Consider the following 20,227-nt stretch of genomic DNA (forward strand, 5'->3'; position numbering starts at 1 on the left):
CCTGTAGGAGCGAGCTTGCTCGCGATGGACTCAAGAACACTGCGGGTAGCCTGACCTCCCGCGTAATCGTTAACGACCATCGCGAGCAAGCTCGCTCCTACAGGTATATAACTCTCTATATAGCTTATCGGTATTTATAAAAACATATAAATGCCGGTAGGTTATATTTCATTCAGGCAATTAATTAAGAACAGTGCCATGGCATTTAAATTGCCTTAAAACTTATGTGCCTTATTGTTACAGCGGTGCGTTCTATTAAGTAATTCTTCACCCGCGGGGAGCTGAACGCTATTCGCCATGAGCGCCATCGAATCTGCTTTTTTGAACCTGGCTTACCCTCCGCGGCTCGATCTGGGGCCGCAGCTCACCCACGAACAATTGCTCTGCTCGATGCAGTCGACCATGGCACGCCACAAGGGCGGGCCGGTGTGGTTGTTTGCCTACGGGTCGCTGATCTGGCGGCCTGAATGCACGGCGGTTGAGCGGGTTCGCGGCCGGGTGCATGGCTACCATCGCGGATTGTACCTGTGGTCCCACGAACATCGCGGCACCCCGGAAATGCCCGGCCTGGTGTTCGGCCTGGATCGCGGTGGCTCTTGCAGCGGTTTCGCCTATCGCTTGCCTGAAGAGCAACTCGAAGCGTCGCTGTACGCACTTTGGCAGCGCGAGATGCCATTCCCTTCCTACCGCCCGCACTGGCTCAACTGCCGTCTCGAAGATGGCAGCCAGGTACAGGCCTTGGGCTTTGTGCTGGAGCGACATCTGCCCAGCTATGCCGGCAACTTGCCGGACCATGTGCTGAGCCATGTGTTCGAAAACGCCTGCGGGCGCTACGGCACCACCCGCGATTATGTCGAGCAGACCGCGCATGCCCTGCGCAGCCACGCCATGCCAGACCGCAATCTGGAGGCGCGGCTCAAGCGCTGTAAATCAAAGTCTGCCCAGGCGAATGCCGCGCCCTGACGGTGTGGCCTGTTCCTATTGCTCGCCCACGCTGAAATGTCTGTCAGTTTGAATTCAGGTGGGCTGTAGGACGCGTTACCCATTTCTGATTTGAAGTGCTTGCACTGCCGGAAATAGCGCGGGGCTTTGGGAAATGTCCTTCGGCTAAACCGGAAGTCATGACGTTCTGTCGGAAGTCCCCGGGCCTTAACCTTTGTGCTGTTGCCAGGTCTGGCGTTGCGGTCGTAAAGGGAGAGAGGAATGCGCTGGTTAGTGGGTTGGCTTTTGCTGGTGCTGTCGTTGGATATCAGGGCTGGGGAGTTTTTTCTGATACCGGAGTACAACCCCAAGCCGACATACCCTATTGGGCTTCAGCGTGCCGGAATTTTCGGTGATGTGCGGGTCAAGTTCACGGTTCGCGCAGACGGTTCGGTTGGCCATGTGAATATTCTTGCAAGCGATCACCCGGATTTGTCGCAGGCAACCAGAATTGCCATAGAGCAATGGCGATTCAAGCCATGGAAAGTCGAGAAGGGGAAGCCGGCTGAACAGGATGTTGTTGCGCCGATGTTTTTTCGGTTTGATGCCCCGGTTGATGTAAATCTGTGGCTGAAAGAGCTGGAGTGTCGCGTGGTCAATGAGGCGCTCGTCCTTACACCGGAGTCCAGTTGGATCGACTCCGCAGCGTTTCTTTACACCCGGGCTTACCTGTCAGGTGCATTCTTCCAGCGTCAAATCTCGACGGAAAAGCGCCTGGAGTTGATCGCCAAACTCAATCACCTGGTTCCAAGCATTGCGCGGCAATGCCTGGATAACCCGGCTGGTAAATATGTGAGCTATTTGCCGGAAGATCTTCGCCAGTTGCTTTAATCCGTGTGCCAATGAAAAGCGATCCGAACGACTTTTTCGACGTTCAGATCGCTGCCTCGGCTCAGCGAACCTGCACAACAACCTTCCCGACGGCCTTGCGCTGACCAAGATCATTGATTGCTTGCGCTGCATTGCTCAATGGATACACCTGCGACACCAGCGGCTTCAGCTTGCCTTCAGCGAACCAGCCAAACAATTGCTGGAAGTTCGCGGCGTTGTCCTGGGGCTGGCGTTGAGCAAATGAGCCCCAGAACACGCCGAGTACTGCGGCGCCCTTAAGTAGCGCCAGGTTCACCGGCAGTTCGGGGATGCGACCGCTGGCAAAGCCGACTACCAGCAGGCGGCCGTTCCAGGCAATGGCGCGGATGGCCTGGTCGAACAGGTCGCCGCCCACCGGGTCGTAGATCACGTCGGCGCCCTGGCCGTCGGTCAGGCGTTTGATTTCGTCTTTGAGGCTGGTTTCGCTGTAGTTGATCAGTTCATCGGCACCGGCGGCCTTGGCCACGGCGAGTTTCTCTGCGCTGCTGGCCGCGGCGATGACCCGGGCGCCCATGGCCTTGCCGATTTCCACCGCGGCCAGGCCGACACCTCCAGAGGCACCGAGGACCAGCAGGGTTTCACCTGGTTGCAGGTTGCCGCGCTGCTTGAGGGCGTGCATCGAGGTGCCGTAGGTCATGCTGAAGGCAGCGGCGGTGTTGAAGTCCATGGACGGCGGGATCGGCAACACGTTGTAGCCCGGCACGGCGACCTGCTCGGCAAAGCTGCCCCAACCGGTCAGGGCCATGACCCGGTCACCGACTTTCAAGTGGCTGACTTTTTCACCCACTGCGCTGACCACGCCGGCCGCTTCGCCACCCGGAGAAAACGGGAAGGGCGGCTTGAACTGGTATTTGCCCTCGATGATCAGCGTGTCGGGGAAGTTGACCCCGGCGGCGTACACCTCCAGCAGGATTTCATTCTTCTTCGCGACAGGACTGGCGACGTCTTCCAGCACCAGCGATTCGGCAGGGCCGAAGGCTTTGCACAGCACGGCTTTCATCAGGACTATTCCTTTGGGAGTGATGGCCGATAAGTGTAGGTGTGTGGGTCGATGGGTCAACGAGCATGCCCGGCCCTGATAGTCAGCCATAAGCTTGTGCTTGTGTGGCGGGTCGTTATGCTAGGCCGCAAACCGGATAAGGAGCGAATTGTGAAAGCGTGGATCATGTTGTTGCTGGCCCTGTCTCTGCCTGTGGCAGCGGTGGCCGAAGAAGCCAGAGAAAATGCAGCTCCGAAGATCAGCTACATCACCCTGAGCCCGCCGTTCGTGGGTAACTACGGGCTGGACGGCACGCCGAAACTCAAAGTCTACAAGGCCGATGTGGCGTTGCGGGTGACCGGTGACGAGGCTGCCAAGGCGGTGAAGGCCAATGAGCCGTTGATTCGCAATCAACTGGTTGCGCTGTTCGCCCAGCAGACCAGCGAGACGATGAACAACGTCGAGGCCAAGGAAAAGCTGCGTCAGGAAGCGTTGAAGCAGGCCCAGCAGGTGATGAACGATGAAACCGGTAAGCCGGTGGTTGAGGATCTTTTGTTCAACAACCTGATCATTCAATAAGGCTTCTGGCGTCTGTACTGGCCTCTTCGCGGGCAAGTCGAATCGTCGCACCGCCGCTCCCACAGTGGTTTTGTGTTGAAGCACAATCACATGTCCAGCACAGAGCCCTGTGGGAGCGGGCTTGCCCGCGAAGAGGTCAGTCCAGGCGATAAATCACTCAAGGCTTTAAGGCGATCACCGTCGCCCACTGCTCCGGCGTTACCGGCATCACCGACAGCCGCGAGCCTTTCTGCACCAGTGGCATCTCGGCCAGTGCAGTCTGCTGCTTCAGGTAATCCAGCTTCAGCACCCGGGCAAACGTCTCGACATGGGCGACATCGATCGCGCTCCAGGCGTTTTTCTCCGCAGTTGCCTTTGGGTCGTAGTAATGACTTTCAGGTTCCAGTGCCGTCGGGTCCGGATACGCGGCTTCGACAATCTTGCCGACTCCGGCGATGCCCGGCTCAGGGCAGCTGGAATGATAGAAAAAGAACTCATCCCCCACTGCCATGGCCCGCAGGAAATTGCGTGCCTGATAGTTGCGAACCCCATCCCAGCGCGCTTTGCCGAGCTTCTCCAGCCCCTTGATCGAGAGCTCGTCGGGCTCGGATTTCATCAGCCAATAGGCCATGTCTTTTGCTCCTTGCGTGGTGATTGAGCAGCTTGTCGGCGATTTTATGACAAACCGACAGTCGGTTGACGTCAGCATTTGCGCAGCGGTTCACGTTGTCGCAAAATGCCGGCCTTTAAAGCTTGACGCTGCTGCACGGCCTACAAACGGAAACCGCTGCTGTCATCGTGTTGATGTGCCTTTGGGGGGCAATCGATGAAACGCAAACCGGATTTACTATGGATTCTGGTCATTTTGTTTGGCCTTGGCGTCGTGACCACTGGCTATGCCCAAAGCCTGTGGGCCAACAAGACCGATGCGCCGGTCGAACTCGCTCAATTGCAGCAACAGTCGACCGCCTTCAAGCGCTGATCCTGCTGCCTCGGCGCTGCTGATCGAAGTGGCGCCTAGCCCGCGTAATACCAGGCCTTGTCCGTCACAGTTCCTTGCAGCGGCACATCCCAGCTCGCCTGAGCCAATCGCTCCACTTTCTGACATTCATGGGCCAGCCCCAACAGCGTCGGCTTGCGCCAGTCGTTTCGTCGCGCCAGGTAGGCCAGGCTCCGATCGTAGAAGCCACCGCCCATCCCCAAGCGTCCGCCGACATCGTCAAAACCCACCAAGGGCAATAACACCAGGTCCAGCGCCCAGATCTTGCGTTGCCGGGCGAGGTTGGCCCGTGGTTCGAGAATGCGGAAGCGGTTGGGTTTGAGTTTTTCCCCGGGCCGGATGCGCTGGAACACCATTTTGGTTCGCGGCCAGGCACTCAGCACCGGTAGATAGGTGGCCTTGCCCCGGCGTTGCGCGGCACGCAGCAACAGGCGCGGATCGATTTCACCGTCGGTCGGCAAATAGAGCGAGATGTGTCTGGCGCGGCGGAACAGCGGTTGCTGGGCCAATTGCCTGTACAGCCCGCGAGCGGCCTGGCGCTGCTGACTCGGTGTCAGTGCGCGGCGGGCCTTGCGCAGCATGCGTCGAAGTTGCGGGCGGGGGAGCAGCGCAGGTTCGGTCATGTATTCGGGCTTCAGCAATGCGGATACGTGAAGCGTACCCGTAAAAACGCCAATGCCGGTATCAAAACCGGCATTGGACTGGAATCAGGCTCCCCGAATGTGCCGCTGTCGACTTAGCCCTTGAACCCGAAAGTTCAAGGTGGAAGATGCAGTAGGCTTTAAGGCTTTCCGTCTAGCGGACATGCACACCAGCCCAACGTGCAACCTCCAGGGTATAGCAAATCGGCTCAGGGACATCGCCAACTGGCAAGCACCCCAGGGAGTGAGGGGATTATACCGCAAGCGGCGGCGCGAATCAGCCTTTGGTGACGTCCGGATCGGTGGCGAGTGCCAGATCGACGCGATCGAGCAGGTCACGCACCTGTTCGCGGGTCGATCCGCTGGCCTGGATATCCGGGCGTTCTTCCTTGTGCAGCAGGTCGTGGGTGATGTTCAGCGCGGCCATCACGGCGATACGGTCGGCGCCGATGACTTTGCCGCTGCTGCGGATCTCGCGCATCTTTCCGTCCAGATAACGGGCGGCGCTGACCAGGTTGCTGCGCTCTTCCTGGGGGCAGATGATCGAATACTCTTTGTCGAGGATCTGCACGGTGACGCTATTGCTTGAACTCATGAGTCTTGCTCCAGGGCCTTGAGGCGCGAAATCATCGATTCGACCTTACGCCGGGCGATTTCGTTTTTTTCAATGAGGTGCGCGCGTTCCTCGCGCCAGGTCTTTTCCTGAGCTAGTAAGAGTCCGTTTTGACTCTTAAGTTGCTCGACTCGGGTAATCAGCAGTTCGAGTCTGGCCATCAGCGCTTGCAGATCGGTGTCTTCCATTGTGTTCACTGTCTGATGGGGGGCGGACTGTAGGAGCGAGCTTGCTCGAGATGAACCCGGGAACGCCGCGGAGTGTCAGGGACCCAGCGTTATCGTTGGCGACCATCGCGAGCGTGCTCGCTCCTACAGGGGTAGTCGATGTAGGATACAAGGCCTTCATTCTAGACATAGCGCCGTCTGGCGCCTAGCTGCCCATGACCATTCAGAATTCCCCGTACCAAGCCTTCGCCACCCTGTTGACTTCCAGCGGTCACAACGTTTCGCCTGCCGAACTGCACGGCCTGCTGCTCGGCCGCAGCTGCGCCGGCGCCGGTTTCGATGCCGAAGGCTGGCTGATCGATGCCGCCGAACTGCTCGAAAGCGAGCCTCAGGATAACGTTCGCAGTGCCCTGATCGGCTTGCAAGAGATGGTCAAGGGCGAGCTCACCGGCGATGACGTGACTGTCGTTCTGCTGCTGCCGACCGACGATGCTCCGCTCACCGAGCGTGCGGTTGCGCTGGGCCAGTGGTGCCAGGGCTTCCTTAGCGGTTTCGGCCTGAATTGCCGCGATAGCAGTACCCTGAGCACCGAGGCCACCGAAGTGCTCCAGGACCTAGCGGCCATTTCCCAGGTGCAAGACGCGCTGGAAGAGTCCGAAGACGGCGAAACCGACTATATGGAAGTCATGGAGTACTTGCGCGTCGCACCGCTGCTGCTGTTCTCCGAGACCAAAAAAGACGTACCGGCCGCCGCCAAACCGTCGCTGCACTAAATCGTTGCCAGGGAACGCCATCTGCCCATGATCCACATCCCGAAATCGGAATACAGCCGTCGCCGCAAGGCCCTGATGGCGCAGATGGAACCCAACAGCATCGCCATCCTGCCCGCCGCCGCGGTGGCCATCCGCAACCGCGACGTCGAGCACGTTTACCGTCAGGACAGCGACTTCCAGTACCTCAGCGGTTTTCCCGAGCCCCAGGCCGTACTGGTGTTGATGCCGGGCCGTGTGCATGGTGAATACATTCTGTTCTGCCGCGAGCGCAACGCCGAGCGCGAGCTGTGGGATGGCCTGCGTGCCGGGCAGGAAGGCGCGATCCGCGACTTCGGCGCCGACGACGCCTTTCCGATCACCGATATCGACGACATCCTGCCGGGCCTGATCGAAGGCCGTGACCGGGTGTATTCGGCCATGGGCAGCAACCCCGAATTCGACCGCCACCTGATGGAATGGATCAACATGATCCGCTCCAAGGCCAACCTGGGTGCCCAGCCGCCGAACGAATTCGTTGCCCTGGATCATCTGCTGCACGACATGCGCCTGTATAAATCGGCGGCAGAAGTGAAAGTGATGCGCGAGGCGGCGCGGATTTCCGCCCAGGCGCACGTGCGGGCGATGCAGGCCTGTCGCGCCGGGTTGCATGAATTCAGCCTGGAAGCCGAGCTCGATTACGAATTCCGCAAGGGCGGGGCGAAGATGCCGGCCTACGGGTCGATCGTCGCGGCGGGGCGCAACAGCTGCATCCTGCACTACCAGCAGAATGATGCGGTGCTCAAGGACGGTGATCTGGTGCTGATCGACGCCGGTTGCGAGATCGACTGCTACGCCAGCGACATCACCCGGACCTTTCCGGTCAGCGGCAAGTATTCCGCCGAACAGAAAGCGATTTACGAATTGGTGCTGGCTTCCCAGGAAGCGGCGTTCGCCGAGATCGGGCCGAACAAACACTGGAATCAGGCGCACGAAGCGACGGTCAGGGTCATTACCGCCGGGCTGGTCAAGCTGGGGCTGCTCCAGGGTGACGTAGACGAACTGATCGCCAGTGAAGCCTACAAGGCGTTTTACATGCACCGTGCCGGTCACTGGCTGGGCATGGATGTGCATGACGTCGGCGAATACAAGGTCGGCGGCGAGTGGCGCGTGCTGGAGGTCGGTATGGCGCTGACCGTGGAGCCGGGGATCTATATCGCCCCGGACAACCTCAACGTGGCGAAGAAATGGCGCGGCATTGGCGTGCGCATCGAGGACGATGTTGTGGTTACCAAAACCGGCTGTGAAATATTGACGGGCGGCGTGCCGAAAACCGTCGCCGAGATCGAGGCCTTGATGGCGCAAGCACGGACACAAGCGGCATGACTCGAGTCAATCTGGCAATCATCGGGGGCGGGCTGGTCGGTGCGAGCCTGGCGCTGGCCTTGCAGGCCGGGGCCAAGGCCCGAGGCTGGAAGATCGTGTTGATCGAGCCGTTCGCCCCTGGCGACACCTGGCAACCGAGTTACGATGCCCGTTCTTCGGCGTTGTCCTTTGGCTCGCGGCAGATTTATCAACGGTTGGGCATCTGGCAGGAAGTCTCCCGCCGCGCCGAGCCGATCAAGCAGATTCATGTTTCCGACCGTGGGCGCTTCTCCACCGCCCGATTGTCGGCGATGGAAGAGGGTGTTCCAGCGCTGGGTTATGTCGTTGAAAACGCCTGGCTCGGCCAGTGCCTGTGGCAAGGTCTGGACAAGGATGTGATCAGTTGGCGCTGCCCGGCGGAAGTCACCCGCATGGAGCCGCTGACCGATGGCTATCGCCTGACCCTCAATGACGAAACCACTCTGGAATGCGACCTCGCGGTACTCGCCGATGGCGGTCGTTCCGGCCTGCGCGAGCAACTGGGGATCGGCATCCGCAAGCGTCCGTACAACCAGAGCGCGCTGATCGCCAACATCACCCCAAGTGAATCTCACAACGGCATGGCCTTCGAACGTTTCACCGACGAAGGCCCGATGGCGTTGCTGCCGCTGCCGGAGAACCGTTGCGCACTGGTCTGGACCCGCCTGGGCATGGACGCGCAACGCCTGGCGGCCCTTGATGAGCGCAGCTTCCTCAGCGAGTTGCAGGGTGTGTTCGGTTATCGCCTCGGCTCATTGAAACAGGTGGGTGCGCGGCATCTGTATCCGCTGACGCTGGTCGAGGCCGAAGAACAGGTACGTCCGCATCTGGCGGTCCTCGGCAACGCTGCACACAGCCTGCATCCAATTGCGGGCCAGGGGTTCAACCTGTCTCTGCGCGATGCCCAGGCCTTGGCCGATGCCTTGCTCGCCAGCGAAAAGCCCTTGGGCGACTTCGCCACATTGCAAGCCTATCGCGAACACCAGCGTCTCGATCAGAACCTCACCGTGGGCTTCTCCGATCAGGTCACGCGCCTGTTCGGCAGTACCCAACCGCTGGTGTCCCTGGGGCGCAACATCGGCTTGCTTGGCCTCGATCTGTTGCCACCGGCCAAACGCTGGTTTGCCCGGCAGGCGATGGGGCTGGGTACCCGTCCAGATGTGTAACTTGTTGATCTGCCGATTCGGCAAGGCGCGATTGATAAAAATACCTGCCGCAATTGCAGGTCGACATTCATGACGGCGCCGGCCACCTTGGCGCGGGTCGGGAAAACCCTTTACGTGCGGCTCAAGCCGCAAGAGAGACAGGCTTAAAGCATGGAAATGCGCGCAGATCTGCTGATTGTCGGGGCCGGAATGGTCGGCAGCGCCCTGGCGCTGGCGTTGCAGCACAGCGGACTGGAAGTCCTGCTGCTGGACGGCAGCCCCATGAGCGTCAAACCCTTCAACGCTCAGGCCGCGTTTGAACCGCGGGTGAGTGCCTTGTCGGCTGCCAGCCAGCGGATTCTCGAACGCCTTGGCGTCTGGGACGGCATCGCCGGGCGGCGCAGCAGCCCCTACACCGACATGCAGGTCTGGGATGGCAGCGGCACCGGGCAAATCCACTTCTCGGCGTCCAGCGTGCATGCCGAGGTGCTGGGGCATATCGTCGAAAACCGTGTGGTCCAGGATGCCTTGCTTGACCGCTTGCACGACTGCGACCTGGGAATGCTGGCCAATGCGCGGCTTGAACAGATGCGCCACTCCGGCGATGACTGGCTGCTGACCCTGGCCGATGGCCGAACCTTGCGTGCACCGCTGGTGATCGCGGCGGATGGCGCCAACTCGGCTGTGCGGCGCCTGGCCGGGGTTGCGACCCGCGAATGGGATTATCTGCACCATGCCATCGTCACCAGCGTGCGTTGCGCCAAACCGCATCAAATGACGGCCTGGCAGCGCTTCACCGACAACGGTCCGTTGGCGTTTCTGCCGCTGGAGCGCGACGGCCAACAGGATTGGTGTTCGATCGTCTGGTCGACCGCGCCCGGCGAAGCCGAACGACTGATGGAGATGGATGACCAGGGTTTCTGCAAGGAACTGGAGCGCGCCTTCGAGGGGCGACTCGGTGAAGTGCTCAGCTGCGACCCGCGCCTGTGTGTACCCCTGCGCCAGCGGCATGCCAAGCGTTATGTGGCTGAAGGCCTGGCATTGATCGGCGACGCCGCCCACACCATTCACCCGTTGGCCGGGCAGGGGGTGAATCTCGGATTCCTCGATGCCGCCGTGCTGGCCGAAGTGTTGCTGCAAGCGGCAACCCGTGGCGAACGCCTGGCGGATGTGAAAGTCCTCAGCCGTTACGAGCGTCGGCGCATGCCCCACAACCTGGCGCTGATGGCAGCGATGGAAGGCTTTGAGCGGTTGTTTCAGGCGGACCCGTTGCCGGTGCGCTGGTTGCGTAATACCGGGTTGAAAATGGTTGAGAAGATGCCTGAGGCCAAAGCCTTGTTTGTGCGTGAGGCGCTGGGGTTGACTGGGGATTTGCCGGCGTTGGCCAAGCCCTGAGTTCTGCATGGAGGCTACTGGCCTCTTCGCGGGCTTGCCCGCGAAGGCGTCAGCTCAAGCACCAAAAATTCCAGGCGGCGCAACATCCGGTAACTCCTCCACAGCCAGCTTCGATTGAGATGCCAAATGTGAGTCCTTATCATTTGCCCTCATTTTTCAATCGAGAGACCGCTCCCATGTTGGCACCGAAGCGTCTACTGACTGCACTGGCCTTGACCCTGATCGGCAGCACCGCCGCCCAGGCCGCTGACGAGGTGGTGGTCTACTCCTCGCGTATCGACGAGCTGATCAAGCCAGTATTCGATGCCTACACCGCCAAGACCGGCGTGAAGGTGAAGTTCATCACCGACAAGGAAGCACCACTGATGCAGCGGCTCAAGGCCGAGGGCGCGAATACGCCGGCCGACCTGCTGCTCACCGTCGATGCCGGCAACCTCTGGCAAGCCGAGCAGATGGGCATCCTCCAGCCGTTCACCTCGAAAACCATCGACGCCAACATCCCGCTGCAATACCGGGCAGCCTCTCATGCCTGGACCGGCCTGAGCCTGCGGGCGCGGACCATTGCCTACTCCACTGATCGGGTGAAGCCGGGTGAACTGACCACCTACGAAGCGCTGGCCGACAAGCAATGGGAAGGCCGTCTGTGCCTGCGCACGGCGAAGAAGGTCTATAACCAGTCCCTGACCGCGACCATGATTGAAGTGCACGGCGCCGAGAAGACCGAGGAAATCCTCAAGGGCTGGGTCAAGAACCTGTCCACGGACGTGTTCTCCGATGACACCGCCGTGCTGGAAGCGATCAATGCCGGCCAGTGCGACGTCGGTATCGTCAACACCTACTACTACGGCCGCCTGCACAAGCAGAAGCCAGACCTGCCGGTGAAGCTGTTCTGGCCGAACCAGGCTAACCGTGGTGTACACGTCAACCTGTCGGGTATCGGCCTGACCCAACACGCGCCGCACCCGGAAGCGGCCAAGGCCTTGGTCGAGTGGATGACCACGCCTGAAGCGCAGAAAATCTTTGCCGACGTGAACCAGGAGTTCCCGGCCAACCCGGCAGTGGCACCTTCTGAGGAAGTGGCGGCCTGGGGCAAGTTCATTGCCGATACCTTGCCAGTGGAAATTGCCGGCAAGCGCCAGGCTGAAGCAATCCGCATGATGGATCGGGCGGGCTGGAACTGAGTCGACCGTTATACTGCGCCCCGCCTATGCGGGGCGTTTTGTTTGAGTGCCCCGTGCTTTTGGCTCTGTAGGAGCGAGCTTGCTCGCGATGAACGTCAGGGCACCGCGGACCGTCAGGCTCCCCCGCGTTATCGTTGACGTTTTTCGCGGGCAAGCTCGCTCCTGCAGTGTCGATCTCACCCATTAATAGTAGAGAACCAAGCCTGTGGCCCACCCCGCCCAACGCCGCTGGTATCCAGTCGTCTTCGCCATCGCTGCGCTGGTCCTGTTGCCCCTGAGCGTCCTGCTGCTTTCCTGGCAAACCATCGACGCTCAAATCTGGTCCCACCTGTGGGACACGCAGATGCCGCGCCTGCTGGGCAACACGCTGACGCTGGTGCTCGGTGTCGGTGCGGGTGTCACCCTGCTGGGTGTCAGCCTCGCCTGGCTGACCAGTCTCTGTGAATTCCCGGGCAGGCGCTGGCTGGACTGGGCATTGATGCTGCCCTTCGCGATTCCAGCCTATGTGCTGGCGTTCGTGTTTGTCGGCCTGCTGGATTTCGCCGGGCCCGTGCAAACCCTGCTGCGCGAGTGGTTCGGTAGTGGTCTGCGGCTGCCGCGCGTGCGCTCCACGGGCGGGGTGATTGTGGTGCTGGTGCTGGTTTTCTATCCCTATGTGTACCTATTGGCCCGCACTGCATTCCTGGCTCAGGGCAAAGGCCTGATGGAAGCGGCGCGGGTCCTTGGCCAATCGCCCTGGCAAGCGTTCTGGCGGGTGGCTCTGCCGATGGCGCGGCCAGCCATTGGTGCGGGCGTGGCATTGGCGCTGATGGAAACCCTGGCGGACTTCGGCGCAGTGTCGGTGTTCAACTTCGATACCTTCACCACGGCCATCTACAAGACCTGGTACGGTTTTTTCAGCTTGTCCTCCGCTGCTCAACTGGCCAGCCTGTTGCTGCTGGTGGTGATGCTCGTGTTGTACGGAGAACGGCGTGCTCGTGGAGCCAACCGGGCGAGTAACGAGCGACCACGGGTCAAGGCGCTGTATCACCTGCGAGGCGTCAAGGCGCTGGCAGCCATGACATGGTGTGGACTGGTATTTGCCTGCGCCTTTGTCATTCCAATGCTGCAACTGATGGTGTGGTTCTGGCAGCGTGGGCGTTTCGATCTTGATGAGCGTTACGCCGGGCTGATCACCCATACCTTGTACCTGGGGGCGATGGCGGCGTTGATCACTGTCAGCGTCGCCTTGTTACTGGCGTTTGCCCGACGACTGGCGCCCACCCGCATCATTCGTTCCGGGGTCAGTCTGGCCAACCTGGGTTACGCCTTGCCGGGCTCGGTGCTGGCGGTGTCGATCATGCTGGCGTTCAGTTACCTGGATCGTGAACTGGTCATCCCGCTCTCGAGCTGGCTCGCAGGCGCGGGCAAACCGCTGCTGCTCGGTAGTCTGGCGGCGTTGCTGCTGGCGTATCTGGTGCGCTTTATCGCCGTGGCCTACGGGCCACTGGAAAACAGCCTGGCGCGTATACGGCCATCTTTGCCCGAAGCGGCACGTAGCCTGGGCGTCAGTGGGCCACGACTGTTTTTCAAAGTGTATCTACCATTGTTGTTGCCCGGCACGTTGAGCGCTGCGCTGCTGGTGTTCGTCGACGTGCTCAAGGAAATGCCCGCAACCCTGCTGATGCGCCCGTTTGGCTGGGACACACTGGCGGTGCGGATCTTTGAAATGACCAGCGAAGGCGAATGGGCGAGGGCGTCTTTGCCGGCATTGACCCTGGTGCTGGTCGGGCTGTTGCCGGTCATCGGATTGATCCGGCGCTCGGCACATCGAAACAGCTAGGTGTCAGTCCTACACCTTGCGGCTACAATGCGCGGCATTCGGTGCGGTCCGTCTGACAGACCAAGTGGCTGAAATCGGCTAAAGGCCCTTTGTTTCAAGGCCTTCAGTCCGTGCAGCGCTTGTCCGCACCTTCGCCACGCCCGGAAGGAGAAACCCATGGGACAGCGTACGCCTCTGTATGACCTTCATCTCGCACTCGGCGCGAAGATGGTCGATTTTGGCGGTTGGGACATGCCTCTGCATTATGGATCGCAGGTCGAGGAACACCACCAGGTGCGCCGCGATTGCGGTGTCTTTGATGTGTCCCACATGACCGTAATCGACGTCTGTGGCTCCCAGGCCAAAGCCTGGCTTCAGCATTTGCTGGCCAATGACGTCGAACGCCTGCACAGCCCTGGCCGTGCGTTGTACAGCGCCATGCTCAACGAGCAGGGTGGGATCGTCGACGATATGATCGTCTACCGTCTCGATGAGGGTTATCGCCTGGTGGTCAATGCCTCCACCCGCGATCAGGACTTGGCCTGGATGCAAGCCCGCCTCGACGGTTTCGACGTGCAACTTCGCGAACGTTCCGAGTTGGCAATGCTGGCCATCCAGGGCCCTCACGCCCGGCAAAAAATTGCCGAACTGGTCACCCAGTCCCGCGGCAACCTGATTCAGCTTCTCAAGCCTTTCGAAGGCCTGTCCGACGGTGACTGGTTCATCGCGCGCACCGGTTATACCGGCGAAGACGGCCTGGAAATCATTCTGCCGGCCGATCAGGCGCCAGGCTTTTTCAACGATCTGGTCGGTGCCGGGATTTCTCCCATCGGCCTTGGCGCGCGGGATACCTTGCGAGTCGAAGCCGGCATGAACCTTTACGGCCAGGACATCCAGCAGGATATTTCACCGCTGGCTTCCAATATGGCCTGGAGCATTGCCTGGGCACCGGCTACTCGGCAGTTCATCGGGCGCAAGGCGCTGGAAACCGAGCAGGCTGCCGGCGTACAGCACAAACTGGTCGGTCTGGTCCTTGAGGAACGTGGGGTTTTGCGCGCTCATCAGGTGGTCCGCATCGCCAATGTTGGCGAAGGGGAGATCACCAGTGGTAGTTTCTCTCCTACGCTAAGCAAGTCGATTGCACTGGCGCGCGTGCCGATGGCAACTGCCGACCGCGCTGAAGTGGAAATCCGTGGCAAGTGGTACCCGGTTCGGGTGGTCAAACCGACCTTCGTACGCCACGGCAAAACCTTGATCTAACCTTTTCTGGCGGGCATGCCCGCCGACCATATTCCTGAGGACACAGAACATGAGCGATATCCCTGCCGACCTGCGTTTTGCCGAAAGTCACGAATGGGCACGTCTGGAAGCCGATGGCACCGTCACCGTGGGCATCAGCGATCACGCGCAGGAAGCGCTGGGTGATGTGGTGTTCGTCGAGCTGACTGAAGTCGGCAACGTGTTTGCCGCTGAAGATCAGGCTGGTGTCGTTGAATCGGTCAAGGCCGCTTCTGATATCTACTCCCCGATTGCCGGTGAGGTGATCGCGGTCAACGAAGACCTGAGCGCTTCGCCGGAACTGCTCAACAGCGACCCGTACGGCGCGTGGATCTTCAAGCTCAAGCCAAGCAACACCGCCGATCTGGAAAAACTGCTGGATGCCGCCGGCTACAAGGCTGCCATCGGCGAGTAAGCCTGGCGTTACCTCCCAAAGCCCCGATCCGTCGGGGCTTTTTCATTGCAGGCTCAGGCGTCGCGCAAAACCGCTTTCACGGCAGCCACCGAACGCTCGACATCCGCTTTGCTCATCGCCGTGAACATCGGCAGCGAGACAATCAGCCGGCCGACCCGCTCAGCGACCGGGAACATGCCCTCCTTGAAACCGCGCTCGCGGTAAAGGCTCAACAGGTGAATCGGCGGGTAGTGATAGCCGATCCCGACACCCAGTGCCTGCATCTGCTCCATGAAAGTCGCCCGTGCCGGTTTGCCATCCGTGCGTTCCGGTAATACCAGCTGGAACAAATGCCAGTTGCTTTGGGTGAAATCCGCCGGAGGCAATTGCGCCCCGTACTGCGCTTCGAAATCCTCGCCAAAGCAGGCGAAATAGTGTCGGGCCAGGTCACGGCGATGAGCGGTGATGGCTTCGATATGAGCAAATTGCCCAAGGCCAATGGCCGCCGCGACGTCGGTCATGTTGAATTTGCCACCCAGCACGTCGACGTCCAGGCCATCGAAGCCGTTGCGGGTAACGCCCTGCAGCCGGTATTTCTCCGCCAGTCGTACTTCTTCGGCCGTGTTCAGCACCAGGCAACCGCCCTCGGATGAGGTGACGTTTTTGTTCGCCTGGAAACTGAAGGACACGAAATCACCGGTCGAGCCAATGCGCTGGCCATTCCAGCTGGAGCCCAGTGCCTGGGCCGCATCTTCGACAATCCGCAGGCCGTGCTTTTGCGCCAGGGCGTACAAACGCGTCATGTCCACGGGCAACCCGGCGAGGTACACCGGGATAATGGCTTTGGTGCGGGGGGTAATCGCCGCTTCCAGTTGATCGAGATCGATATTGCGGGTCACCGGGTCGATGTCGGCAAACACCGGGGTGGCGCCGACTTCCAGGATGACGTTGGCGGTGGCCACCCAGGAAATCGGCGTGGTGATCACTTCATCGCCCGGCCCGACCCCGGCAATACGCAAGGCGATTTCCATGGTGCAGGTGCCGGAATTGAAGGTGCGCACCGGGCGCCCGCCAAAATACTCGGAGAGTTGCGCTTCGAAGGCCTGGACCTTTGGGCCGCTGGTAATCCAGCCGGAGCGCAATACGTCACCGACGCTGGCAATCGTGGCTTCATCGATAGTGGGTTTGGAAAACGGCAGGAAAGGCAGTTGGCTCATGGATACAGTCACCGATCAGCGGACATTAGGTAGGCGCCGAGCATGATGATCGGGATTGGTCGAAGGCGCCACATCATCCACGCGGATATCGACTGCTATGCTGGTTTGACCGTGTTGCATCGACGCTGAGCGCCAGTCAAGAGAGAGCCCGTCATGTCCCAGTTGCCGTCCCTGAGTCAATTACGCGACCCCAATGCCTTTCTTCGCCGCCACCTCGGACCCGATACCGCCGAGCAACAGGCGATGCTCGACAGCCTCGGTCTTGGCAGCCGGGTCGAATTGATCGAGCAAACCGTGCCCCCGGGCATTCGCCTCAACCGGGCGCTGGACCTGCCCCCGGCCCTCGATGAAGAGGCCGCGCTGGCCAAGCTGCGCGGTTATGCCGAGCAGAATCAGGTCTGGACCAGCCTGATCGGCATGGGCTACCACGGCACCCTCACACCGGCGGTCATTCTGCGTAACGTGCTGGAAAATCCCGGCTGGTACACCGCTTACACACCTTATCAGCCAGAGATCGCCCAAGGACGGCTCGAGGCACTGCTGAACTTCCAGCAACTGACCATCGACCTGACCGGCCTGGAACTGGCCAATGCCTCGCTGCTCGATGAAGCCACCGCCGCGGCGGAAGCCATGGCCCTGGCCAAGCGGGTCGCCAAGTCCAAAAGCAACCTGTTCTTTGTCGACGAAAACTGCCATCCGCAAACCATTTCCGTGGTGCAGACCCGTGCTGAAGGTTTCGGCTTCGAGCTGATCGTCGATGCTGTGGATAACCTGAAGCAGCACCAAGTGTTCGGCGCGCTGCTGCAGTACCCTGACACCCACGGTGAAATCCATGACCTGCGACCGCTGATTGATCACCTGCACGCGCAACAGGCCCTGGCCTGTGTCGCCACGGATTTGCTGAGCCTGCTGTTGCTGACCCCGCCGGGTGAACTGGGCGCCGATGTGGTGTTCGGCTCGTCCCAGCGATTTGGCGTGCCCATGGGCTACGGCGGGCCTCACGCGGCATTTTTTGCCAGTCGCGATGAATACAAGCGAGCGATTCCCGGGCGGATCATCGGGGTATCGAAAGATGCACGGGGCAACATCGCCCTGCGCATGGCCCTGCAAACCCGCGAGCAACACATCCGCCGGGAGAAGGCCAACTCCAATATCTGCACGGCCCAGGTGCTGCTGGCCAATATCGCCAGTTTCTATGCGGTCTACCACGGCCCGGAAGGACTCAAGCGGATCGCCCAGCGGGTTCATCGGCTGACCTGCATCCTCGCCGCCGGGCTCGAGCGAAACGGTATCACCCGGGTCAACCGGCACTTCTTCGACACCCTGACGCTGGAAGTCGGCGGAACCCAGACCGCCATCATCGAAAGTGCCCGGGCCGCGCAGATCAACCTGCGGATTCTCGGGCGCGGCCAACTGGGTTTGAGCCTTGACGAGGCCTGCGACGAAGCTACCGTGGCGAAGTTGTTCGACGTGTTTCTGGGGGCCGATCACGGGCTCAGCATCGAGGACCTGGATGCAGAAGTCTTGCCTGGTGGAATTCCCGAAGGGCTGGCGCGAACTTCGCCTTATCTGCGCCATCCCGTGTTCAGCGCCCATCACAGCGAAACCGAGATGCTGCGCTACCTCAAGCAACTGGAAAACAAGGACCTGGCGCTCAATCAATCGATGATCCCGCTGGGCTCCTGCACCATGAAGCTCAACGCCACCAGCGAGATGATCCCGATTACCTGGCCCCAGTTCGCCAATCTGCATCCGTTCGTGCCCAAAGAGCAGGCCGCCGGTTATGGGCTGATGATCGAAGAACTGGAGCGCTGGTTGTGCGCGATCACCGGTTTCGACGCGATCTGCATGCAACCCAACTCCGGTGCCCAGGGCGAATACGCCGGGTTGCTGGCGATCCGCAAATACCATGAAAGCCGGCAACAGGGCGGCCGCGATATTTGCCTGATTCCTTCGTCGGCTCATGGCACCAATCCCGCATCGGCGCAGATGGCCGGGATGCGTGTGGTGATCGTCGAGTGTGACGAGGCGGGCAACGTCGACCTGGACGACCTCAAGGAAAAAGCCGCGCAGGCCGCAGACAAGCTCGCCTGCCTGATGGCGACCTATCCTTCGACCCATGGGGTGTATGAGGAAGGCATCAGCGAAATCTGTGAAGTGATCCACCAGCACGGCGGTCAGGTGTACATGGATGGCGCCAACCTCAACGCTCAGGTCGGGCTGGCGCGGCCGGCCGATATTGGCGCCGATGTCTCGCACATGAACCTGCACAAGACCTTCTGCATTCCTCATGGTGGAGGTGGGCCGGGCATGGGGCCGATTGGTGTTCGGGCGCATCTGGCGCCGTTCGTGGCCAACCATCCGGTGGTGCCGATCGACGGGCCGCATCCGCAAAATGGCGCCGTCAGCGCAGCGCCTTGGGGCAGCGCAAGCATTCTGCCGATCAGCTGGATGTACATCGCGATGATGGGGCCGCAACTGGCGGACGCCAGCGAAGTGGCGATCCTTGCCGCGAATTACCTGGCGCGGCATTTGTCCGGTGCTTTCCCGGTTCTTTATACCGGGCGCAACGAGCGGGTGGCCCACGAATGCATCCTCGACCTGCGACCGCTCAAGGCGTTGACCGGCATTACCGAAGAGGACGTGGCCAAGCGCCTGATGGATTACGGCTTCCATGCCCCGACCATGTCGTTTCCCGTGCCGGGGACGCTGATGGTCGAACCGACCGAAAGTGAATCGAAGGCGGAACTGGACCGGTTCATCGGGGCGATGCTGAGCATCCGCGCGGAAATCAACGAGGTGCAAAACGGTAATTGGCCAGCTGAAGAAAACCCGTTGAAAGGTGCACCACATACGTTGGCCGATATCACCGGCGTGTGGGAGCGGCCGTACAGCATCGAGCAAGCGGTCACACCGGACGCACACACCAAGGCCCACAAATACTGGCCGGTGGTGAACCGGGTGGACAATGTGTATGGAGACCGGAACCTGTTTTGTGCGTGTGTGCCGGTGGATGATTACCGCTGATCTTCCAGGCAACTCATAACCCCTGTAGGAGTGAACATGGGATTTGTGGAAGAAAAAGGCAAAAAAATGCCGCTCATGTGAGCGGCATTTTGGTGTTCGCGATTGTTATTCCGAAGCCACGGCATTCTTCGCCAGGATCGCGTTCGCCAGTTCCATGTCCGTGGCTTGCAGGCCAGGGTTGTTGGCGCGGACTTTCTGCATGGCCGCTTCCAGGTACGGACCGCGGATACTGCCGTCACTGGCGACGAAGCTGCTGGCATCGTCCTGGGCCGCGACGATCAGTTTGTGATCCTTGGAAGTCAGATAGCTCGAACCGGTGGTTGCGCCGGATGTAAGAACGTTACGCCAAAAAGTATCGGCCATCGCCGAGCCGACAGGCAGGGACAACAGAGCGACGGTAGCGACAGCAAGCTTGAAACGCATGAAAGGGTGACTCCACTGGGTTAACTACGCCCTTGGATTGCCAACCCCCAATCGAGTTCCATGGCTGCCTATTCCGCCGCTTCGACCAGCAGGATCGCGCCTTGCTGGCCGACCCCCCGCACGCGGCTGCCAATGGCGGTGTCCGGCCCGCGGGCCATCCACACGCCGTCGGCCACCTTGATTTTGCCGCGACCGTCGACAATCGCTTCATACACCACGAAGGTTTTGCCGATCAATTCCTGGCCACGCAGATTCAGGTGTGGCTGATCGCTCGGACGCGTCGCCGTGCGCTGACGCCGCCACCAGTACAACGCGGTGGCGATCGACAGCAGGCCGAACAACAGAAACTGCCACTCCCAGGACAGGTCCGGCAAGAGGAAGGTCAGGACGCCCACGGCTGGCGC

General features: G+C 60.6%; 21 protein-coding genes and 1 other RNA gene. 13 read left to right on the plus strand and 9 right to left on the minus strand.

The window, feature by feature from the left end:
• Window positions 1-297: 297 nt before the first annotated feature.
• On the plus strand, window positions 298-963 hold the full coding sequence (locus PMI29_RS00270; RefSeq protein WP_008004717.1) for a gamma-glutamylcyclotransferase: 666 nt from the start codon (window positions 298-300) through the stop codon (window positions 961-963).
• 240 nt (window positions 964-1,203) lie between these two features.
• Window positions 1,204-1,812: an energy transducer TonB gene (locus tag PMI29_RS00265; protein ID WP_008004718.1), complete on the plus strand. Its 609-nt coding sequence runs from the start codon at window positions 1,204-1,206 to the stop codon at window positions 1,810-1,812.
• A gap of 61 nt (window positions 1,813-1,873) precedes the next feature.
• On the opposite strand, the gene PMI29_RS00260 is transcribed toward PMI29_RS00265, so the two are convergent.
• Window positions 1,874-2,851, minus strand: a complete 978-nt coding sequence (locus PMI29_RS00260) for an NADPH:quinone oxidoreductase family protein (protein ID WP_008004719.1) — start codon at window positions 2,849-2,851, stop codon at window positions 1,874-1,876.
• A gap of 150 nt (window positions 2,852-3,001) precedes the next feature.
• Here PMI29_RS00260 and PMI29_RS00255 point away from each other — a divergent pair, with 150 nt between their 5' ends.
• Window positions 3,002-3,409, plus strand: a complete 408-nt coding sequence (locus PMI29_RS00255) for a flagellar basal body-associated protein FliL (RefSeq protein WP_008004720.1) — start codon at window positions 3,002-3,004, stop codon at window positions 3,407-3,409.
• A gap of 157 nt (window positions 3,410-3,566) precedes the next feature.
• Here the strand turns inward: PMI29_RS00255 and PMI29_RS00250 are convergent, their stop codons facing one another.
• Entirely contained in the window at window positions 3,567-4,019 is a 453-nt protein-coding gene (locus PMI29_RS00250; protein ID WP_008004721.1) for an EVE domain-containing protein, read from the minus strand.
• A 195-nt stretch (window positions 4,020-4,214) separates the two neighbouring features.
• Here PMI29_RS00250 and PMI29_RS32345 point away from each other — a divergent pair, with 195 nt between their 5' ends.
• On the plus strand, window positions 4,215-4,370 hold the full coding sequence (locus tag PMI29_RS32345) for a hypothetical protein (protein ID WP_007982896.1): 156 nt from the start codon (window positions 4,215-4,217) through the stop codon (window positions 4,368-4,370).
• A gap of 35 nt (window positions 4,371-4,405) precedes the next feature.
• Here the strand turns inward: PMI29_RS32345 and PMI29_RS00245 are convergent, their stop codons facing one another.
• From PMI29_RS00245 to PMI29_RS00235, 4 genes are all read right to left on the minus strand, one after another.
• The gene (locus tag PMI29_RS00245) at window positions 4,406-5,011 is read right to left on the minus strand and encodes a 5-formyltetrahydrofolate cyclo-ligase (RefSeq protein ID WP_008004722.1); all 606 of its coding nucleotides are present in this window, start codon (window positions 5,009-5,011) and stop codon (window positions 4,406-4,408) included.
• 86 nt (window positions 5,012-5,097) lie between these two features.
• Window positions 5,098-5,276: non-coding RNA, 6S RNA (ssrS, locus tag PMI29_RS31665), on the minus strand.
• A 30-nt stretch (window positions 5,277-5,306) separates the two neighbouring features.
• The gene (locus tag PMI29_RS00240) at window positions 5,307-5,624 is read right to left on the minus strand and encodes a cell division protein ZapA (RefSeq protein ID WP_007982900.1); all 318 of its coding nucleotides are present in this window, start codon (window positions 5,622-5,624) and stop codon (window positions 5,307-5,309) included.
• The gene (locus PMI29_RS00235) at window positions 5,621-5,830 is read right to left on the minus strand and encodes a TIGR02449 family protein (RefSeq protein WP_007982902.1); all 210 of its coding nucleotides are present in this window, start codon (window positions 5,828-5,830) and stop codon (window positions 5,621-5,623) included. The genes PMI29_RS00240 and PMI29_RS00235 overlap by 4 nt, the downstream gene beginning before the upstream one ends.
• Before the next feature lie 194 nt (window positions 5,831-6,024).
• Between PMI29_RS00235 and PMI29_RS00230 the strand changes: the two genes are divergently transcribed.
• The 8 genes from PMI29_RS00230 to gcvH all read left to right on the plus strand — a co-directional run bounded on the left by PMI29_RS00230 (window position 6,025) and on the right by gcvH (window position 15,177).
• A complete protein-coding gene (locus PMI29_RS00230; RefSeq protein WP_008004723.1) occupies window positions 6,025-6,582 on the plus strand; it encodes a YecA/YgfB family protein in 558 nt (185 codons plus the stop codon).
• A gap of 27 nt (window positions 6,583-6,609) precedes the next feature.
• Window positions 6,610-7,944, plus strand: coding sequence for a Xaa-Pro aminopeptidase (gene pepP, locus PMI29_RS00225; protein ID WP_008004724.1), 1,335 nt, complete (start codon window positions 6,610-6,612; stop codon window positions 7,942-7,944).
• Window positions 7,941-9,128, plus strand: coding sequence for a 2-octaprenyl-6-methoxyphenyl hydroxylase (gene ubiH, locus PMI29_RS00220; protein WP_008004725.1), 1,188 nt, complete (start codon window positions 7,941-7,943; stop codon window positions 9,126-9,128). Before pepP ends, ubiH begins: the two co-directional genes overlap by 4 nt.
• Before the next feature lie 156 nt (window positions 9,129-9,284).
• Complete coding sequence (locus tag PMI29_RS00215; RefSeq protein ID WP_177323290.1) at window positions 9,285-10,502, plus strand: 2-octaprenyl-3-methyl-6-methoxy-1,4-benzoquinol hydroxylase; 1,218 nt, start codon at window positions 9,285-9,287, stop codon at window positions 10,500-10,502.
• Window positions 10,503-10,678: 176 nt separating this feature from the next.
• Window positions 10,679-11,683: an extracellular solute-binding protein gene (locus PMI29_RS00210; RefSeq protein WP_008004728.1), complete on the plus strand. Its 1,005-nt coding sequence runs from the start codon at window positions 10,679-10,681 to the stop codon at window positions 11,681-11,683.
• A 205-nt stretch (window positions 11,684-11,888) separates the two neighbouring features.
• A complete protein-coding gene (locus PMI29_RS00205) occupies window positions 11,889-13,505 on the plus strand; it encodes an ABC transporter permease (RefSeq protein WP_008004729.1) in 1,617 nt (538 codons plus the stop codon).
• Between the two features lie 156 nt (window positions 13,506-13,661).
• Entirely contained in the window at window positions 13,662-14,744 is a 1,083-nt protein-coding gene (gcvT, locus tag PMI29_RS00200; protein WP_008004731.1) for a glycine cleavage system aminomethyltransferase GcvT, read from the plus strand.
• Window positions 14,745-14,793: 49 nt separating this feature from the next.
• Complete coding sequence (gcvH, locus tag PMI29_RS00195) at window positions 14,794-15,177, plus strand: glycine cleavage system protein GcvH (RefSeq protein WP_007982924.1); 384 nt, start codon at window positions 14,794-14,796, stop codon at window positions 15,175-15,177.
• 53 nt (window positions 15,178-15,230) lie between these two features.
• Here gcvH and PMI29_RS00190 read toward each other — a convergent pair whose 3' ends face one another.
• Window positions 15,231-16,373 (minus strand): DegT/DnrJ/EryC1/StrS family aminotransferase, encoded by a 1,143-nt coding sequence (locus tag PMI29_RS00190; RefSeq protein WP_008004733.1) that lies wholly within the window; start codon window positions 16,371-16,373, stop codon window positions 15,231-15,233.
• A gap of 153 nt (window positions 16,374-16,526) precedes the next feature.
• On the opposite strand from PMI29_RS00190, the gene gcvP reads away from it, so the two are divergent.
• A complete protein-coding gene (gene gcvP, locus PMI29_RS00185; RefSeq protein WP_008004735.1) occupies window positions 16,527-19,400 on the plus strand; it encodes an aminomethyl-transferring glycine dehydrogenase in 2,874 nt (957 codons plus the stop codon).
• Window positions 19,401-19,505: 105 nt separating this feature from the next.
• Here gcvP and PMI29_RS00180 read toward each other — a convergent pair whose 3' ends face one another.
• Together PMI29_RS00180 and PMI29_RS00175 are read right to left on the minus strand one after the other, a co-directional pair.
• Complete coding sequence (locus PMI29_RS00180; protein ID WP_008004737.1) at window positions 19,506-19,823, minus strand: DUF2388 domain-containing protein; 318 nt, start codon at window positions 19,821-19,823, stop codon at window positions 19,506-19,508.
• Between the two features lie 68 nt (window positions 19,824-19,891).
• The coding region (locus PMI29_RS00175; RefSeq protein WP_008004739.1) for an NfeD family protein at window positions 19,892-20,227 on the minus strand (336 nt) is incomplete at its 5' end.

Origin of the sequence: Pseudomonas sp. GM49 (genome assembly GCF_000282355.1) — a bacterium.
Taxonomy (GTDB): Bacteria; Pseudomonadota; Gammaproteobacteria; order Pseudomonadales; family Pseudomonadaceae; genus Aquipseudomonas.

Excerpts from the sequence above, each read along its gene's own strand:
- PMI29_RS00270 (WP_008004717.1), top strand. The coding sequence starts at position 298 with ATGAGCGCCATCGAATCTGCTTTTTTGAACCTGGCTTACCCTCCGCGG.
- PMI29_RS00265 (WP_008004718.1), top strand. The coding sequence starts at position 1,204 with ATGCGCTGGTTAGTGGGTTGGCTTTTGCTGGTGCTGTCGTTGGATATC.
- PMI29_RS00260 (WP_008004719.1), bottom strand. The coding sequence starts at position 2,851 with ATGAAAGCCGTGCTGTGCAAAGCCTTCGGCCCTGCCGAATCGCTGGTG.
- PMI29_RS00250 (WP_008004721.1), bottom strand. The coding sequence starts at position 4,019 with ATGGCCTATTGGCTGATGAAATCCGAGCCCGACGAGCTCTCGATCAAG.
- PMI29_RS32345 (WP_007982896.1), top strand. The coding sequence starts at position 4,215 with ATGAAACGCAAACCGGATTTACTATGGATTCTGGTCATTTTGTTTGGC.
- PMI29_RS00245 (WP_008004722.1), bottom strand. The coding sequence starts at position 5,011 with ATGACCGAACCTGCGCTGCTCCCCCGCCCGCAACTTCGACGCATGCTG.
- PMI29_RS00240 (WP_007982900.1), bottom strand. The coding sequence starts at position 5,624 with ATGAGTTCAAGCAATAGCGTCACCGTGCAGATCCTCGACAAAGAGTAT.
- PMI29_RS00235 (WP_007982902.1), bottom strand. The coding sequence starts at position 5,830 with ATGGAAGACACCGATCTGCAAGCGCTGATGGCCAGACTCGAACTGCTG.
- PMI29_RS00230 (WP_008004723.1), top strand. The coding sequence starts at position 6,025 with ATGACCATTCAGAATTCCCCGTACCAAGCCTTCGCCACCCTGTTGACT.
- pepP (WP_008004724.1), top strand. The coding sequence starts at position 6,610 with ATGATCCACATCCCGAAATCGGAATACAGCCGTCGCCGCAAGGCCCTG.
- ubiH (WP_008004725.1), top strand. The coding sequence starts at position 7,941 with ATGACTCGAGTCAATCTGGCAATCATCGGGGGCGGGCTGGTCGGTGCG.
- PMI29_RS00215 (WP_177323290.1), top strand. The coding sequence starts at position 9,285 with ATGCGCGCAGATCTGCTGATTGTCGGGGCCGGAATGGTCGGCAGCGCC.
- PMI29_RS00210 (WP_008004728.1), top strand. The coding sequence starts at position 10,679 with ATGTTGGCACCGAAGCGTCTACTGACTGCACTGGCCTTGACCCTGATC.
- gcvT (WP_008004731.1), top strand. The coding sequence starts at position 13,662 with ATGGGACAGCGTACGCCTCTGTATGACCTTCATCTCGCACTCGGCGCG.
- gcvH (WP_007982924.1), top strand. The coding sequence starts at position 14,794 with ATGAGCGATATCCCTGCCGACCTGCGTTTTGCCGAAAGTCACGAATGG.
- PMI29_RS00190 (WP_008004733.1), bottom strand. The coding sequence starts at position 16,373 with ATGAGCCAACTGCCTTTCCTGCCGTTTTCCAAACCCACTATCGATGAA.
- gcvP (WP_008004735.1), top strand. The coding sequence starts at position 16,527 with ATGTCCCAGTTGCCGTCCCTGAGTCAATTACGCGACCCCAATGCCTTT.
- PMI29_RS00180 (WP_008004737.1), bottom strand. The coding sequence starts at position 19,823 with ATGCGTTTCAAGCTTGCTGTCGCTACCGTCGCTCTGTTGTCCCTGCCT.